16 protein-coding genes and 2 pseudogenes are annotated in these 16,867 nt (G+C 41.2%); 10 read left to right on the top strand and 8 right to left on the bottom strand.

Translation table 11 applies throughout. From position 1 onward, the window contains the following. The 6 genes and pseudogenes from FTU17_RS10560 to FTU17_RS10535 all read left to right on the top strand — a co-directional run. Positions 1-94: pseudogene (locus FTU17_RS10560) on the top strand (IS1595 family transposase); the annotation flags it as partial. 31 nt (positions 95-125) lie between these two features. Next, positions 126-284: pseudogene (locus tag FTU17_RS10555) on the top strand (RsiV family protein); the annotation flags it as partial. Between the two features lie 117 nt (positions 285-401). After that, a complete protein-coding gene (gene serS / locus FTU17_RS10550) occupies positions 402-1,673 on the top strand; it encodes a serine--tRNA ligase (RefSeq protein ID WP_168378122.1) in 1,272 nt (423 codons plus the stop codon). A gap of 73 nt (positions 1,674-1,746) precedes the next feature. Continuing rightward, positions 1,747-3,147 carry a siroheme synthase CysG gene (gene cysG / locus FTU17_RS10545; protein ID WP_168378121.1) on the top strand — a complete coding sequence of 467 codons (1,401 nt, stop codon included), beginning with the start codon at positions 1,747-1,749 and terminating at the stop codon, positions 3,145-3,147. 259 nt (positions 3,148-3,406) lie between these two features. Further along, positions 3,407-3,886: a tRNA (cytidine(34)-2'-O)-methyltransferase gene (locus FTU17_RS10540; RefSeq protein ID WP_180135426.1), complete on the top strand. Its 480-nt coding sequence runs from the start codon at positions 3,407-3,409 to the stop codon at positions 3,884-3,886. Positions 3,887-4,115: 229 nt separating this feature from the next. Beyond that, a complete protein-coding gene (locus FTU17_RS10535) occupies positions 4,116-4,556 on the top strand; it encodes a hypothetical protein (RefSeq protein WP_257227388.1) in 441 nt (146 codons plus the stop codon). A gap of 92 nt (positions 4,557-4,648) precedes the next feature. Here FTU17_RS10535 and FTU17_RS10530 read toward each other — a convergent pair whose 3' ends face one another. Together FTU17_RS10530 and FTU17_RS10525 are read right to left on the bottom strand one after the other, a co-directional pair. Further along, a complete protein-coding gene (locus tag FTU17_RS10530) occupies positions 4,649-6,256 on the bottom strand; it encodes a PT dipeptide repeat lipoprotein (RefSeq protein ID WP_180135424.1) in 1,608 nt (535 codons plus the stop codon). Between the two features lie 70 nt (positions 6,257-6,326). Further along, a complete protein-coding gene (locus FTU17_RS10525) occupies positions 6,327-6,722 on the bottom strand; it encodes a hypothetical protein (protein ID WP_180135422.1) in 396 nt (131 codons plus the stop codon). Between the two features lie 152 nt (positions 6,723-6,874). On the opposite strand from FTU17_RS10525, the gene FTU17_RS10520 reads away from it, so the two are divergent. From FTU17_RS10520 to FTU17_RS10510, 3 genes are all read left to right on the top strand, one after another. Then, positions 6,875-8,071, top strand: a complete 1,197-nt coding sequence (locus FTU17_RS10520; protein ID WP_180135420.1) for a cupin-like domain-containing protein — start codon at positions 6,875-6,877, stop codon at positions 8,069-8,071. A gap of 66 nt (positions 8,072-8,137) precedes the next feature. Continuing rightward, entirely contained in the window at positions 8,138-8,950 is an 813-nt protein-coding gene (locus FTU17_RS10515) for a DUF6502 family protein (RefSeq protein ID WP_180135418.1), read from the top strand. After that, a complete protein-coding gene (locus FTU17_RS10510) occupies positions 8,928-9,566 on the top strand; it encodes a hypothetical protein (protein WP_180135416.1) in 639 nt (212 codons plus the stop codon). The genes FTU17_RS10515 and FTU17_RS10510 overlap by 23 nt, the downstream gene beginning before the upstream one ends. Positions 9,567-9,627: 61 nt before the next feature. Here the strand turns inward: FTU17_RS10510 and FTU17_RS10505 are convergent, their stop codons facing one another. The 6 genes from FTU17_RS10505 to rpoD all read right to left on the bottom strand — a co-directional run bounded on the left by FTU17_RS10505 (position 9,628) and on the right by rpoD (position 16,210). Beyond that, positions 9,628-11,025, bottom strand: coding sequence for an APC family permease (locus tag FTU17_RS10505; protein ID WP_078191378.1), 1,398 nt, complete (start codon positions 11,023-11,025; stop codon positions 9,628-9,630). A gap of 265 nt (positions 11,026-11,290) precedes the next feature. Next, entirely contained in the window at positions 11,291-12,475 is a 1,185-nt protein-coding gene (locus tag FTU17_RS10500) for an iron-containing alcohol dehydrogenase (protein WP_111885299.1), read from the bottom strand. Positions 12,476-12,478: 3 nt separating this feature from the next. Continuing rightward, complete coding sequence (locus FTU17_RS10495; protein ID WP_168378113.1) at positions 12,479-13,012, bottom strand: hypothetical protein; 534 nt, start codon at positions 13,010-13,012, stop codon at positions 12,479-12,481. Positions 13,013-13,088: 76 nt separating this feature from the next. Next, a complete protein-coding gene (gene lipB, locus FTU17_RS10490) occupies positions 13,089-13,748 on the bottom strand; it encodes a lipoyl(octanoyl) transferase LipB (protein WP_373684068.1) in 660 nt (219 codons plus the stop codon). Positions 13,749-13,905: 157 nt separating this feature from the next. Next, positions 13,906-14,193, bottom strand: a complete 288-nt coding sequence (locus tag FTU17_RS10485; RefSeq protein WP_078191448.1) for a YbeD family protein — start codon at positions 14,191-14,193, stop codon at positions 13,906-13,908. 127 nt (positions 14,194-14,320) lie between these two features. Beyond that, positions 14,321-16,210, bottom strand: coding sequence for an RNA polymerase sigma factor RpoD (gene rpoD / locus FTU17_RS10480; RefSeq protein ID WP_180135412.1), 1,890 nt, complete (start codon positions 16,208-16,210; stop codon positions 14,321-14,323). A gap of 399 nt (positions 16,211-16,609) precedes the next feature. Between rpoD and FTU17_RS10475 the strand changes: the two genes are divergently transcribed. Further along, positions 16,610-16,819, top strand: a complete 210-nt coding sequence (locus FTU17_RS10475; RefSeq protein WP_078191373.1) for a PA3496 family putative envelope integrity protein — start codon at positions 16,610-16,612, stop codon at positions 16,817-16,819. Positions 16,820-16,867: the final 48 nt, after the last annotated feature.

Raw genomic sequence — 16,867 nt, 5'->3', positions numbered from 1 at the left:
AGAGTATTTTGATTATCATCTTAAAGAAACAGAATGGCGTTGGATGAGGGAGCCTAATGAGCTAGCAACAGAGTTGTGGGACCTCATTAGGTAAAACTAAGTGCAAATCTGCTAGTCTAGAGCCTTTTTATTATGGCGCGAACGGGATCGTATTTGCTTATCCGCTGTATGAATTGGCGAGCTACGCAGAGGGCATGCCTGAGCTAAAACTTCCATATTTTATGGCTAAAGGGCTATTTAAACCTGAATATTTACCAAGTTTGCCAAATTACGAAACCAAATAAGACAATTTGCAGCAAGATTATTGGTCTAATAAGGGGCAGCTGTAAGCTCGGTCACTGTATTTTTGAGTGTTAAGAGCTTACACTATAGCCAGTTTTTTTCTTTACTTAAGATTGGCTATGATCGACCCGAAATTACTCAGAAATAATATTGAGGCTGTAAACTTAGCCTTAGCAAAACGTGGTGTTCAACTCAACGTAGCAGAGTGGGCAGACCTTGAAGCTCGCCGTAAGGAAATTCAGTCTAAAACTGAGTCGTTACAAGCTGAACGTAATGCTGGTGCAAAACAAGTTGGTCAAATTAAAAAAGCTGGCGGTGATGCATCTGAAATCATGGCACGTATGTCTGCCATTGGTGATGAAATTAAAGCGGCAGAACTCGCACTTTCTGACCTTCAGGCTGAACTCGAAGCCAAATCTTTATCGATTCCAAATTTACCTCATGAGTCTGTGCCAGAAGGTAAAGACGAAAATGACAATGTTGAAGTTCTAAAATGGGGTACACCACGTCAGTTTGATTTTGAAGTCAAAGACCATACTGATCTTGGTGAAATGATGGGCGGTTTAGAATTTGAAACCGCAACTAAATTGACAGGTACTCGTTTTAGCGTACTCAAAGGCCCATTGGCGCGTTTACAACGTGCAATTACCCAATTTATGTTAAATACACATACCTTGGAAAATGGCTATACCGAAGCTTATGTACCTTATTTGGTTAATGCAGACTCTTTACGTGGTACAGGCCAATTGCCTAAATTTGAAGAAGATTTATTTAAACTTCAAGGCGAAAAAGAATACTACCTGATTCCTACTGCAGAAGTGCCTGTAACCAACTTCGTGCGTGACGAAATCATTGACCCAGAACGTTTGCCATTAAAATATGCAGCGCATACACCATGTTTCCGTAGTGAAGCAGGTTCGTATGGTCGTGATACGCGTGGCTTAATTCGTCAGCATCAATTCGACAAAGTTGAAATGGTTCAAATTGTAAAACCTGAAACGTCAATGGAAGCATTGGAACAGTTAACAGGTCATGCTGAAGGAATCTTGCAAGCGCTTGGTTTACCATACCGTAAAGTCGTGCTTTGCGGCGGCGACATGGGCTTTGGCGCAATCAAAACGTATGATTTAGAAGTTTGGGTACCAAGTCAAAATACCTACCGTGAAATTTCATCTTGCTCATGCATGGGTGACTTCCAAGCACGCCGCATGAAAGCGCGTTACCGTGCTGACCAAAAGAAAACTGAGTTTGTGCACACGCTGAATGGCTCAGGTTTGGCCGTTGGCCGTACTTTACTTGCCGTGATGGAAAACTATCAACGTGCAGACGGTTCAATTGAAATTCCAGCAGTACTTCGTCCATATATGGGCGGTGCTGAATTTATCGATTAATAGTCGATAAAGTGCATACATTTGTGCACAAAAATTGCTTAAGACAATCAGATTTAAACTATTGAGGTCGTGTGTGGATATCTTTCCAATCTCTTTGAAGTTGCAGCAGCAACCTTGTCTGATTGTTGGTGGTGGTCGAATTGCATATCGAAAGGCTGTGCTGCTTGCAAAAGCGGGCGCTCAGCTGACAGTTTGCTCACCTGAAATTGAAGATGATTTATTGAGCTTGGTTAATAAAACCCAAGGTCAATATCTCAACTCGATTTATCACGAATCGGTTTATCAAGAAAATGCCATTGCGCTGCGTCAATTTCGTTTAGTGATTGCAGCAACCAATGACAAAGCAGTCAATCAGGCGGTTTTTGAAGCCTGCGAAGCTGAAAATGTCTTGGTCAATAGTGTTGATGATCCGCCGCATTGCCGTTTTATGGTTCCTGCGATTATTAACCGTTCTCCGCTGGTCATCTCCGTAGCATCCAATGGCACATCGCCAGTACTCTCGCGTCAAATACGCACCCAGTTAGAAAGCTCAATACCGCATGGCATGGGCAAACTGGCTGAGTTCTCAGGTAAGTGGCGCGCAGCCGTTAAATCCAAAATCGTCAATCCAGATGAACGCCGTATTTTTTGGGAAGACTTGTATGCAAGTCCGCTCAAAGAGCAGGTATTTAATGACAATTTGACCGAAGCCAATCGTTTGATTGAACAGGCCATATTGGAATGGAAACAGCCGAAAGGCGAGGTGTATTTGGTGGGTGCAGGGCCGGGTGATCCTGAACTGCTGACCTTAAAAGCCCTGCGTTTAATGCAGCAAGCGGATGTGGTGATCTATGACCGTTTGGTTTCTCAGCCGATTATGGACCTCTGCCGCCGTGACGCTGAAAAAATTTACGTAGGTAAAGCACGATCTAATCATGCTGTTCCGCAAGAAGGCATCAATGCCTTACTGGTGAAATATGCAAGTGAAGGCAAACGTGTCTGCCGTTTAAAAGGCGGAGATCCATTCATCTTTGGCCGCGGCGGTGAAGAAATTCAGGAACTTTTTGCGGCAGGCGTTGCCTTCCAAGTCGTTCCAGGGATTACTGCTGCATCAGGTTGTTCGGCTTATGCAGGGATTCCTTTAACGCATCGTGATTATGCGCAAAGTGTACGCTTCCTGACAGGCCATCTGAAAGAAGGTTCGCCTGAGCTGCCTTGGAATGAGTTGGTTTATCAAAATCAAACGCTTGTGCTGTATATGGGCTTGGTCGGTCTAGAAAAAATTTGTGAGAAACTCATCGCGCATGGGCAGCGTTCAGACATGCCTGTCGCATTGGTTTCTAAAGGGACGACACCTGAACAAAAAGTCGTGGTCGGGACATTGGCAGATATTGCATCTAAAGTCAGTGAATACCAAATTCAGGCGCCTACATTGACGATTATTGGTGATGTGGTGAGTCTGCGTGAACAGCTTCAATGGCATGAGCGAGGATAAGCAACGCAACGCGTTGCCCGAGCGCAAGGCGAAGGCTATGCCTGAGCAAAGAGGATAAGCAAGTTCTGGTATTGTCCAATTGCAATGCGCAAGCTAAGCAAAGAGGATAAACAAGTTCTGGTATTATCCAATTGCAATGCGAAAGCTAAGCAAAGAGGATAAACAAGCGCTTGTAGTATCATCTAAACTTATGCTTTAGCTTTGTAACTATAGCCTGAGTTTTAAGCCATTATTTAACTAAAGAGTAGAGAAAAAAACTGTGATCCATGTTGTTTTATACGAGCCAGAAATTCCTGCAAATACAGGGAATATCATTCGTTTATGTGCCAATACTGGAGCGCAGTTGCATTTGGTCAAGCCATTAGGTTTTGAGCTGGATGATAAAAAACTTCGCCGCGCCGGTTTGGATTATCATGAATGGGCGCACATGAAAGTGTGGGAAAACTTTGAAGAATGTCTTGCGGGCTTAAAAGCGCAAGGTATTGAGATGGATGCCATTTATCCATTAACCACCAAAGGTTTTGAAACACCGCATACCTCCAATTTAAACCGTCCTGTGGCGCTGTTGATGGGGCCAGAAACACGTGGTTTGCCGAAAGATGTCCGTATGATGTTCCCGAAAGAACATTGGATTCGCCTACCTATGGCACCAAATTCACGCAGTTTAAACTTGTCTAATGCTACTGCTGTGATTTTATATGAAGCTTGGCGTCAGCAAGACTTTAAAGAATTGGTCTAAGTGTGATCTGTTCAAAAAGCCGCTCTATCGAGCGGCTTTTTTATTGGGAGTGAACACAGTGAACCATTTACAGCAATGAAGTTTTGTAAAATAAGGGCTTAAAAACTTCAGCATCAATATAAAAATGTGTATAAGAACACTGTGAAGAAATAAAATGGGTACTTAAAACTTGAAATCTATAAATTTAAAAGCTTTTGGTGTCGTATTTGCGACCGGATTCATTTCATCAATGAGTTGGGCTAATCCAACCGTATCAACCACAACGGAACAGACAGCAGTGACCGTCACTGCAACTACAGAAAATGTTCCAGTTGTACCGAAGGTTGAGGTGATCAAGCCTTTTACTAAGGCTGAAATCCAGCAGGGCATGCTGGAAATGCAGCAAAGACAAAATCAGCGTATTGAGGAATGGGGAAAAACACTAAAAGCCGACGATTTTGAACGTTCATGGTATGGTGGTCGTCAATTGAAAAAGTCCAAGCGTCAGGAAGTTTGCGGGATCTATCAGGGTTTAGTGAATGAAACCTATGGGTTGGCACAAAAAAATAAAGCAAGATTGAGTCAAGCGGATCAAAAACAAATATCAGACCGCAATCAATTTATTCAAAGCTTAGGTTATGAAAATAATATCGTTGATACCAAGATGGGTTTTAATTGCCGCTTAAAATAAGTGATTTTTATCACTGCTTTGATTTATGTGAATGATCCATGTCCTTGATGTAAAAAATAAAGGACATGGAAAAGCTCGAGATACCTCATGAATTAATCAATTAAATTAAAGTCACTCAGTTCTGTTTGTAGATGTTTTGGATTATTTGCAAACAGCAGTTGACCGCTGGTGTATAACCAACCCAATTGACCTTGCTGCTGAAGACGTTTCAGTAAGACGTCGTTAAATGTCGACGTTGCAAAGACAGTTTCACTAAAGACTTTAAACTCACCGACATTAGTGTTTTCGCTGTCTTTCATAAACAGCATGCCGTTTTTGGTGGTTGAACTCATATCTAAAGCACGGCTGACTAAGCGGTAACCGTCTTTAGCTTGCTCATCAATCAACTCCTGTAATTTTAAGCTGCGCTCTACACTATTGCTGCCGGTTGGGTAAGTTTTATAGCGATAGCTGTAGGTGCCATGGTGTGCGCTGCTATTTATACAGGTTGCAACTTTAGGACTGTTTTGATTGCCGTTTAGAATTTCAGGACGTAAACCAGTGAAATAGCTTTTGAATTGAATAATACGGCAGCCTTGGGCACCCAGTGTATTGAGCATTGTTTCTAGCTGCACTGGGTCAACGAGTGGGGAAACATAGCCGCTGTCATAGGTATATGTCGCGGTATCATTTTCCTTTTTAATGAAATAATCTTTGAAATTCAGGGTATTGGTTGGTCTGACGCTATGCAGGTATTGATAGCCTGATTTGCCTTTTTCGTTTAACTGATTACGCCATGTAAAATAAATGTCAGCGGTAGAGGGTGCTGTACGATCTGCCACAACATGATTGAAACGCGTATTTTCATTGGCAAGTTTCATGTAGCTATTAACATTGCCATTGTCCAAAGTTTTAGAATCATAGCCAATTAACTTATAACCGCTTTGTCCCATTGTATTAAGCTGAGCCAAGAAGTTCACTGTGTCGGTGGTATTAATAAAACTCTCAGACTTAAAGTCTGCAGTTGTGATTTTGGCTTTCGGTTTTAAATTAGTGAAGAATTCATTGGAGTTTTTTGTATAGCAGCGGCTGTCCTTGAGTGGGTCAGTAATTAGACCGCGTTGCATGATGATATAGCTTGGATTTGAAATCGTCGCGTTGATCACGCAGAAAGAATTATTATTTAAAAAAGTTAAGACACGGTTGCTCGTCGCGCCACCCCTGACTGGTTGAAACTTAATCGCATGATATTCAAAGTTATTTAGTGTTGCAGCCGGCTGTATTTCACTTATAACCATGTCATGAAGTAATTGATAGCGTTTGGAAATAAATTCGCCGCTGCAGGTTTTGCTTGAACTATTGTGTACCGCATATTTAAGTTCTTCGTTCAGTGCACTGACTGAGTTTTCACTGGTTTTATGAATTGAAATTTGTGGTAAATCGCAATTACTGTTACCGAGGGCAGAGTTCCCTTGAATCCATTCACCTGTGAATTTATCCGCTACAGTTGTTGGCGTTGGCGTTGGCGTTGGCGTTGGCGTTGGCGTTGGTGTAGGTGTAGGTGTAGGTGTAGGTGTAGGTGTAGGTGTAGGTGTAGGTGTAGGTGTAGGTGTAGGTGTAGGTGTAGGTGTCGCGCCATCATCATTGGAGCTTGATCCACCACAGCCCACCAATGTCGTAAATACAGCAGCGATAATGCTGATTTTGTGATTATTATTCATGACTAGTGCTCAATAGAGTGAAGTTGTTATGTACGGCTGATGCAGTTGTATACACTTTTAAAATCTAGATTTATTGCACAAGGTGTGACTCAATCCAGCCATTGCCATGTTCTGTAGTGACTTCGATCAAACCTGTTTTAGTCATGTTTCCCGCAAAAATAATGTCTGCATTTTTTGACAGTTTATTAATGACTTGGCTCGACTTATCGGCAGTTTGATAAAGCGTTAGATTATTAATTTTAGGTCTGAGTTGCTGTCCCATACTGAAACCATTCGCAGCATAATTTGAGTTAGTCGTGGCCCGACTGCCTGTCCATTCTTTTGCGGTATTCGATACTTCTTTGGATGTTTCATTAAATTGATTCAGTGTATTTCTTAAATCACGCATGGTATCGGCAAAACCTGCATATACCGGTATTGAAGCTAAAGACAGACTGCTAACGATGACTAAATGACGAATTTTCATGAACTTTCTCCTTTACTTTGTTATGTCATTCCGCATGAGTTTTGTCGGATTCATAACATTCGCGGTGTTTAAATAATTATAAAATGCGAAAATTTAGCATTTTTAAAATAGATCATTTATACTTCACTTGTAAAGAGGGTGGAGTGGTGAAGATGAATGTAGAAAGCCAGAGTGAACATCTAAAGCAAAGTAAAAATTGGTATCAATCCTTACCGATGGAATGGCAAAATTGGTTGAATGAAAATATTGAAAATGGTTGTGATGTACAGAAAATAAGTCTAATTTTACAATCACATGGATTAAGCCCAAGGGCGGATCAATACTTATTTTCTGATGCAGACCAACTTTCAGAGCAGCTGCAAAATGAACTTTTGGACTACTGTCTTGAGGGCTCAGAGACAGTTGAAATTTTAGAAAAAATTAAGCAAAAAAATATTTCAAATCATTTGATCATTCAGTTTTTAAAGCATGTAAACAATAACGTAATTTTTAAAAAACTGAAGCAAGTACAGCAACAGCAGAATAAACAGCGTTGGCTATTACAGGTGATGGGTCAATTGAATCAATTGAATGACCACAGTCCATCCACAATCGATTGCATAGAAACACCTGATTTTAAAACATTTATAGAGCAGTATTATAGTCAGATGCGACCGGTCATTTTAAAAGGTGGGATGCAACATTGGCCTGCATTGCATAAATGGAGTCCTGAATATTTTGCACAGCATTTTGAAAATGAGTTGGTTGAAGTCCAGATGCATCGTGAGCAGTATCAAGATTTTGAAAAAAAATCGGTACAGTTGAAACGCATTATTTTGATGCAAGATTTTGTCGCACAAATCAAAGCCACTAAGCGTAGCAATGACATTTATTTAACTGCGAATAACGCCGCTCAAAATAAGCAGTTCATGCAAAAGATAAGTGAGGATCTAGGTGACTTCGCCAAAGGTTATTGTCAAAAAGAGATCAAAGATCGACATTTTTTATGGTTTGGCCCTGCAGGCACATTTACACCACTGCATTATGACTTAACCAATAATATGTTGGCACAAATCTATGGACGTAAAAAAGTGACTTTGATTCCTGCATGGCAGATGCCGTATATGTATAACGATCATTGGGTATTCAGTCAGGTTTCAGATGTTGCAAAGGCTGATCTCGCAGCCTATCCATTGTTAGAAAACGTGACGCCGTTCGAGTGCATTTTGCAGCCAGGGGAAACCTTATTTATCCCAATTGGTTGGTGGCATAGTGTTGAAAGTTTAGATATCTCGATCAGTGTTTCTTTTACGCATTTTAATGTAAATAATCATTTTTTTACTGAATATCCTCAAGATCTCATCAGATAAAAATTGTGAAGTAGATTAAACAATGCGAAAATTTCACTTATGCAGTCTAATTTTCATGGCAATTCAATGAGCAAACTTCTCACTAATGAGGCAGATCAAAATTTACAGCAAGTATTGGTGCTGATGAATGAGCTGAGCCAATGGCTGATTCGCTCCGGTGTGGGGTATACCGAGTTTACTGCTGCATTGAAACCAGTTTTTTTCCAACAAGCTGTACATGAGTTAGAGCGTATCGATCAAAAACCGACGATTTCCGCGATCAGTTTACTTTCTGGTCTACACCGTAAGGACGTGACTGCTTATAAAGAAGTGATTTCTGAAGGTAAGGATCTGACTGAAGCGACTGTTTCGGAGCCGATTAGTGTGCCATCACGTGTGATTGGTTTGTGGCTTGCAGAAGGCTGGGGGGATTCATTGCCCTTTAGTAGTGAGTCAGAAAATAGTTTTGAAATGTTAGTGAAACGAATCTCCACCGAGCGCCATCCACGTTCGGTACTCAATGAACTTGTGCGTTTGGAAATTGCCACTGAAAAAGATGGGCTGGTGTATTTACAACAACGTCGTTTTATTCCTGATCCTTCGCAGTTAGAAGCACGTAAAATTTTAACGCGAAATGTTCAAGCACATTTAGAAGCGGGTTTGCATAATTTATTGAATCCTGATGAAATACCTTACTTAGAACAAGCCATTTGTGCCGACGAATTAACAGAAGAATCGATTAATAAATTACATGAAATGAGCTTGGAGCTTTGGCAGAAATACTCACTACAACTTTTAAAACTTGCCGCGGAGCGTTGCGCAATGGATGACGGGAATCCTGAAGCAAATCGTGCATTTCGCTTTGGAGTTTATCAACATGATGCGAAAATTAAATTTTAAAATACTGACACTTTGCAGCCTGATGTCCGTATTGTCAGGCTGTGAGATTGATTTTTTTTCGAGCGGTGGGGTAACGATCGAAGGCACAGGTGATCCAATTATTGATATTGGTCATGCGGGTGAGCAGAATGGTAGCTTTATACTTGGAACACGCTATCTAGAATTTTCTACGCCTGAGCAAGATACCTGTCATGGTGTAGAGCGCGAATTGACGTTCTTAAATCCGCTTGACCGTGAAAAAGTAGACACTCAGACGTTTGTAGAAATACCAGCTGCACTGTCTGAACTAAATTCACAAAATGTACGTCTGACATTAAAGAACACCAATAGCGTGCCAGTCACGATTCAATTGCAATGTGATATGCCATTAACTATGCATTTGGATGAGCAAGTTCGACCGTATTTTCCAAAACAGACTTGCGAAACGCCAAGTGAAATCAAGCTGTATCCGCAGCAGCAGCATGTCTTTGAAGCAGCAGTCAATCTAGAAACCGTGGAAGTAGGTACATGGACCCACGGTGTGGGAACCGCTGTTGAGTTTAAAGGCAATACAGGCGAGAAGTGCGAAGAAATGACAATCCACTTTAAGCAATCAGCTAAGCGTATTCAGCCTTAGAGATCATTAGGCTAGACATAAAAAAAGGCGCTTAAAGCGCCTTTTTTATGAGATGGAAAACTTATAGTTTGTCATCAAATTCGTTATGTTGTGGTGCAGGGTGTTTAAAACCTTTAGTTTTATAACCAAGGTATAAAATACCGAACATTGCCCACCATAAACCATATTTCAAAGCAGTTTCTTCAATTTCTAACCACATCGCAAAGATACTGATAAAGCCAAGCATTGGAATAACGACAAAGCTAAAAATATCTTTGGCTGTTTTTGTGCGGCCATCACGAAGTGCATAACGTGAAATCACAGATAAGTTCACGAAAGTAAAGGCTGTCAATGCACCAAAACTAATCATCGAAATGACAATATCAAGATCCATAAAGCCCGCAGTTAATGCAACCGCACCTACGATCATGATGTTATATGATGGTGTGAAGTTTTTCGGACTAATATGACCAAAGATCTTCTTGTTAATGACGCCATCACGACCCATCACGTACATCAGACGTGATACGCCAGCATGTGCAGAAATACCTGATGCCATTACTGTCACAATCGCAAAAGTTAAAACATAGGATTGGAACAGTGAGCCGCCGACGAGCATGAGTATCTCTGGCTGCGTTTCAGCAATATTCTTGAAATAGTTGCCCGGCTCAGCAGGGAAGAACAGCTGCATGAAGTAGGTACTAATAATGAAGATAATCCCTGCGATTAAAGCAGTTAAGAAAATCGCTTTCGGCAGTGTTTTCTCAGTATCTTTGGTTTCTTCTGCCAATGAACTTAATGAGTCAAAACCAGTGAACGAGAAGCACAGTAATGTTGCACCTGTAATCAGTGCACCCACAGACGTCAGTTCATTCCAGAATGGCTCAAGGCTCCATAATTGGTAGCGTTCTGCCGCAGAAATCGGGCCATCAGCATTGAAGCCCATTTGAAGCTTGCTGTAGACCATCCACGTGAAAATACCAATTACTAATAACTGCACAAGTACAATCAGGCTGTTAAAGTTAGCAACAAAACGCGCGCCGCGTAAGTTAATTCCAGTCATGAATGCCGTTAGCACAATGACCCATACCCAGTGGTTTACTGTTGGAAATAGTGCTTCAAGGTAAATCACTGCAAGAATAATATTCACCATTGGAGACAGCAGGTAATCTAGCCATGACGACCAACCCACCATGAAACCAACGTTCGGGTGAATGGATTTTTGAGCATAGGTATACGCCGAACCCGATGATGGATAGCGACGGATCATATGTCCATAACTGATAGAGGTAAACAAAATTGCAATCAGGGCAATAATGTAAGATGTCGGCACGTGTCGATGACTTTCTTCAGAAACTAGACCGAAGGTATCGAACAAGGTCATCGGCTGAATGTAAGCCAAACCAATAATAATAATGTGCCAGAGTCCAAGCGTTTTTTGCAGTTTAGCTGCCGATTGAGTCCCAGAGATATTTGTCAACGGCGTTATCCTCTTATCGTTGATCAAGGATCAGTCATATTCTAAGGATCGTTTGAGACGAACGATCCCCCCTACGTTTTAAAACAAAAGTGCGCCAATCTACTCCAAATTGGTACATTTTGTCAGTAACTTTGAAATTATTTTTAGCAGAAATTATGCCAGTTTGTTTAAAAAATAACTGATATTGCGTTCTGCAAGTGAAAAGCCCGATGTTTAAAAAAACATCAGGCTTAATTTTTCGCTATATTCGCTTATTTTTCAGCAATTACCAAGCTTTTTTTAGAATAGTTTTGAGGTCTTCTAAGCTGGCTTCTTTAGGGTTGTAAATAATCGATCCATCATTCAGTGCTTTCTCTGCCACTTCATCCAATTGAGCTTCTGTCACCTTGCCAGTTTCACTCAAAGTACGAGGTAATTTGGTTAAACTAAATAGGCGGTCACGCATGGCTAAAAGCGTTGAAATGGCTTTTTCAGCACGGAGGTTGGCCGGTGTTTGTGCGTAAATATCAGGACCAGCCAGTGGTAATAGCAATTCAGCAATCTTATCGCCATTCACTTCTTTGTTGTATTCCAACACATACGGCAAGAATAAATTCATGCATAAGCCGTGGGGCAGATGAGCGACTGCACCCAGCGCATGACCTAATGAATGCACTAAACCGACCATTGAGTTCGAAAATGCAATTCCTGCCATCGTAGAGGCTTGTGCAAGTTCTAAGCGCCCATGTGCATCACTGGTATTATCTAAGACACCAAATAAGCTATTGCTAATTTTCTTGATTGCGGCAGTTGCATAGGCATCTGAAATCGGGTTCGCCGCCATGCACGTATAGGCTTCAATGGCATGCGTCATCGCATCCATCGCTGTCATCGCCGTAAGATGAGGTGGCAAAGTTTGCGTCATACGTGGGTCAAGAATTGCCGCATGTGGCATCAAATAATTCGATGCAAAGGCCATTTTTACATTCTTTTCAGGGTCAGAAACCACAGCGACCATAGTCACTTCTGAACCTGTACCCGAGGTTGTTGGAATCACAAAAAATGGTTTTAACGGTTTTGGTAAGTTGTGCGCACCTGAGTATTTCAGTAGGTCATCACCACCTTCAGATACCAAGATATTAGTTGCCTTAGAGGTATCAATAACTGAACCGCCACCGACTGCAATAATGGCATCACATTGGTTGTCGCGGTAAAGTTGAGCCGCTTTACGTACGGTTTCTAAACTTGAGTCTGGCGGTACATCATCAAATATATAGCCAATCACCGTCTCGGTGCTTTCAAATGCCGCTTCAATCGGTGCGAGTAATTGATTGCTGCGAACGCCTTTGTCAGTAATGATCATGGGGCGTTTAGCACCCAAAGTAGACAGTTCGAATGGGATGTGTTCTAAAGCAGCATGGCCAGCAATCACTTTTACAGGACAGAAAAATTCGTAATATGGTTTAGCCATGTGTTATGCGCTCCGTTTTAAATAAGACTGGGCTACTTTTAAATAAATATTTGCAGCACCGCTCAGTTTTTCTTTTAGGCTTAAATGTGTTGGATATTCTTTGACAGCCAATTCAGCCACCAATTTAGGTAAAATTAACGCTTCCATTTTGTTGAGACAACGCACCAATCGGATTGCATAAGACAAATCACCATCGGCGATCATGCGGTCATTGGCAAAGGCTTGTGCGGTACTTTCTTGAAATGAGAAGACCAAAAAGGCATGACTCAAATGCTTAAACGTAATGGTTAAGTCAGGCTTTTGAGTGCCGGGTGTGAGGAGTTTGAGTTGGTGGTCTTCCGTGACTTGCGCGACAAATGCAGCACCATTTGGAAAAACATTCATAGATAAAATAAAATTAACTGGAAATTTAGCAACTTCTTGTTTAATTTCTTCATCGACCTGGCTCGCCATGACCAGACCTCTGCCAATCACATCCATCATGAGTTTGACATAGGCCTGCTGGAGCGCGGGTTTAACGGATTTAGTTGCAATCACGTGTACATCCCTTATCTATAATTATTAAATTTAGAGCTTTTACTCTAAATTATTTTATTTGAGAAAGCAAAGTCTTTTATAGTTGTTTGACTGTTACGTCTTTAAAGTAACCACTGTTTTTCAAAGTATCAATGATATCGACGCATAAGTTTTCAAATTTAGGGTAGTCCTGTACTAAATCTTGTATGCGCACCATTTCCAATCCTGCATAGCCACATGGATTGATGGTATGAAACCCAAATAAATCGCAATCAATATTCAGTGCTAAACCATGATATGAACGGCCTTTACGAATTTTAAAGCCCAAGGAACCAATCTTTCGTTCATTGACATATACACCCGGTGCATCAGGCTTGGCATAAGCTTGAATACCATATTTGTTCAGCAAATCGATCATGAGGGTTTCGGCATACGAAACCAATGTACGAACATTCCATCCCAAACGGTTTAGGTCAAACATGAAATAAGCCACCAATTGACCCGGCCCATGCCAAGTGACTTGCCCACCACGGTCTGTTTGTACCACAGGGATGTTACTATGCACCAAAATATGTTCAGGTTTGCCAGCTTGCCCCTGAGTTAATACATCGGGATGTTGCAAAATCCACAGTTCATCAGGTGTGTTTTCATCGCGCTGTTCAGTGAGTGTTTTCATCTCTAAAAAGCGGTCTGCATAAGGGGTCAGGTCGTTATATTGACGAATGATTAATTCGGGTTTTTGAACAGTTTCAGTCACGTATTTCGTGTCCTTTTCTATCAAAGTCATGTATGGATTATAATGAATTAGACGTACAAAAGGGGGGTTAAATACTGAATTACTTGAGGGTATTACTATTATACTTAGACATAAAAAACACGCCCTAAAGCGTGCTTTTTTATTTAAATCAACAGAATTACAGCGCGGTACGAATGTGTTTACAAGCTGCTAAATCCGCATAGACCGCATGTACTTGTTCTAACTCTTCGAAACGTAATTGAGCAGTAATTGAATGATATTTACCTGTACGAGATGGAGTCACAGTCATTTTACTGCCATCAAAATCAGGAAAATGTTTAACAAAAATTTCATTCACTGCAAGGCGAAGTTCTTCACCTGCATTACCAATCAATTTAATAGGGTAGTCCATAGGGAAGACCCAAAGATGCTCTTGCAATTCACGTGAAGGAGCGCGATTAGTCATATCAGTCATGGGACACCTCATTATTTAAAAATACCTGCAATGAGCAGGTATTTGGAATCATTTGCTACATGCTCATAATATGGGGCGGAAAACCCCATATTCAAGCCTGCATTGTCCTAGTTATAGGTTAATCATTCTCAAGGAATGAACGCAAATGCTCTGAACGTGATGGATGGCGAAGTTTACGTAATGCTTTCGCTTCAATCTGACGAATACGTTCACGTGTTACGTCAAACTGTTTGCCCACTTCTTCCAAGGTATGGTCGGTTGGCATATCGATACCAAAACGCATTTTCAAGACTTTTGCTTCACGTTCAGTCAAGTTTTCAAGAACTTCACGTGTTGCTTCTTTTAAGCCTTCAGACGTTGCAGCATCAATCGGAGAGGTGATGTTGCCGTCTTCAATGAAGTCACCAAGATGGGAATCTTCATCATCACCAATTGGTGTTTCCATTGAAATTGGTTCTTTCGCGATTTTAAGCACTTTACGAACTTTCACTTCGTCCATTTCTAGACGTTCACCTAATTCTTCAGGTGTCGGTTCACGACCCATTTCTTGAAGAAGTTGGCGAGATACACGGTTGATCTTGTTAATGGTTTCGATCATGTGTACTGGAATACGAATAGTACGTGCTTGGTCGGCAATCGAACGTGTAATCGCCTGACGAATCCACCAAGTTGCATAAGTAGAGAACTTATAACCACGACGATATTCGAATTTATCCACCGCTTTCATCAAGCCGATGTTACCTTCTTGGATCAAGTCGAGGAATTGCAAACCACGGTTGGTGTACTTTTTCGCAATCGAAATTACCAAACGTAAGTTGGCTTCAACCATTTCCTTTTTCGCACGGCGAGCTTTTGCTTCACCAATCGACATACGTTTAGAAATGTCTTTGATGCCTTTAACATCTAAGCCAAGTTCTTTTTCGATGTCAGCGATTTTTTGTTGGAATGCCAGAACGTCAGGGCGGACTTTTTCAAGATAGTCTTTCATTTCTGCAGGTGCTTTAGCAATTTGTTCATCTAACCAAGCAAAGTTAGATTCTTGACCTGGGAAAGACGTACGGAATTGAGTACGGTCCATACGACCACGACGTACTGCATAGCGCATAACTTCACGTTCAGAAGTACGGATTTGGTCATGGGTATTACGAATCAAATCAGAGATGATGTCGAATAAACGTGGTGTGAATTTGAACATCATGAACACAGTCGCAAGTGCTTCAAGTGCAGCAGCAGCTTCTTTACTGTTACGTCCATTTTTTTCAATAGCAGCTTTAGTCACTAACCATGCTTGTTCGAGCTCAGTAAAACGTGCTTTAGCAATTTCAGGATCTGGACCAGATTCGCCTTCAGAATCATCATCACCTTCAGACTCTTCTTCTTCATCGTCATCATCAAGTTTGACATCTTTAGTTGGCTTGTTGGTTGACGCTTCATCTTCATCGATCTCAGAATCATCTTCGTCGATCACTTCAGGGATGGCTTCGTCAGATTCTGGATCTAAATAACCAGAAAGAATATCAGCTAAACGGCGTTCACCCGCTTCATAATCTTTATATTCTTGCAATACAACTTCGACTGCATTTGGCCAATAAGCAATAGAATGTAAAACGTCACGAATACCTTCTTCGATGCGTTTTGCAATGCTAATTTCGCCTTCACGTGTCAAAAGCTCAACTGTACCCATTTCGCGCATATACATACGCACAGGGTCAGTGGTACGACCGGGTTCATTTTCAACAGATGCAAGTACAGCAGCGGCTTCTTCTTCAGCAACTTCGTCAGTCGCTTCGCTGCCACCTTCAAACATTGTATCGTCAGTTTCTGGTGCACGATCATGTACCGGAATACCCACGTCATTCAACATCTGAATGATGTCTTCAATCTGTTCACTTTCAGTGATTGAGTCCGGGAGATGATCGTTAACCTCGGCGAAAGTTAGGTAACCTTGCTCTTTGCCTCGGCTAATCAGAGCCGCTACTTGAGAAGTAGGGGAAGTCATATCGCTCATCTTTGCTTACTCTTCGTTGAATCTGTGGCAGTAAAAAACCGTGCATTTTAGCACGATCGTCTCATTAAATCTTGTTAATAGCTGGCTTATCCCATTAGGACGGTACAGCATCAAGCTGTCCAATGAGATATTAAAAATTTAAATTCAGTAATTTAGGTGGGGCTGAAATTGTTGTTTTCAAGTTCATCCCATGCATCGATTATTTTACGAGTCATCTTTGACTGTCATAAAAATGAAGGACGCAGGGTGGATTATATCATGCCACAGGTTTTGGTAAGAAAAAAAGACCTATTTTTAAAGTTTAGTTGTTAAAAAAACAAATAAAACTTGACAATATTTTATATCCCATATAAATAGCGGCTAGACCCCTTCAATTTTTTTCATTATGAGGTAGTTTTGGTGTCTTCTACAGATTTTGAACTAGATGATAACTACGGTGATGATGATGTGAATTTCGATGAGGCCAGTGCAAAAACTAGCGCGAAAGAATCGTTAGAAAAGCGCCGACTTATTGATGACCTTCTGGCTCAGCGCCGTCTTGAACGTGAGCTTAAAGATTTTGATTACGACATCGACGATGACGATGATTTTGATGACGAAGAAGACTAAATAGCGATTTAGCATAGCGCTTGAAAATGCTATGCTTACGCATTAAGT

It is taken from the genome of Acinetobacter sp. YH12070 (genome assembly GCF_013419625.1).
GTDB lineage: Bacteria > Pseudomonadota > Gammaproteobacteria > Pseudomonadales > Moraxellaceae > Acinetobacter > Acinetobacter amyesii.
Note: the sequence above shows the minus strand (reverse complement) of the source record. Positions and strands in the feature narration are given on the sequence as shown.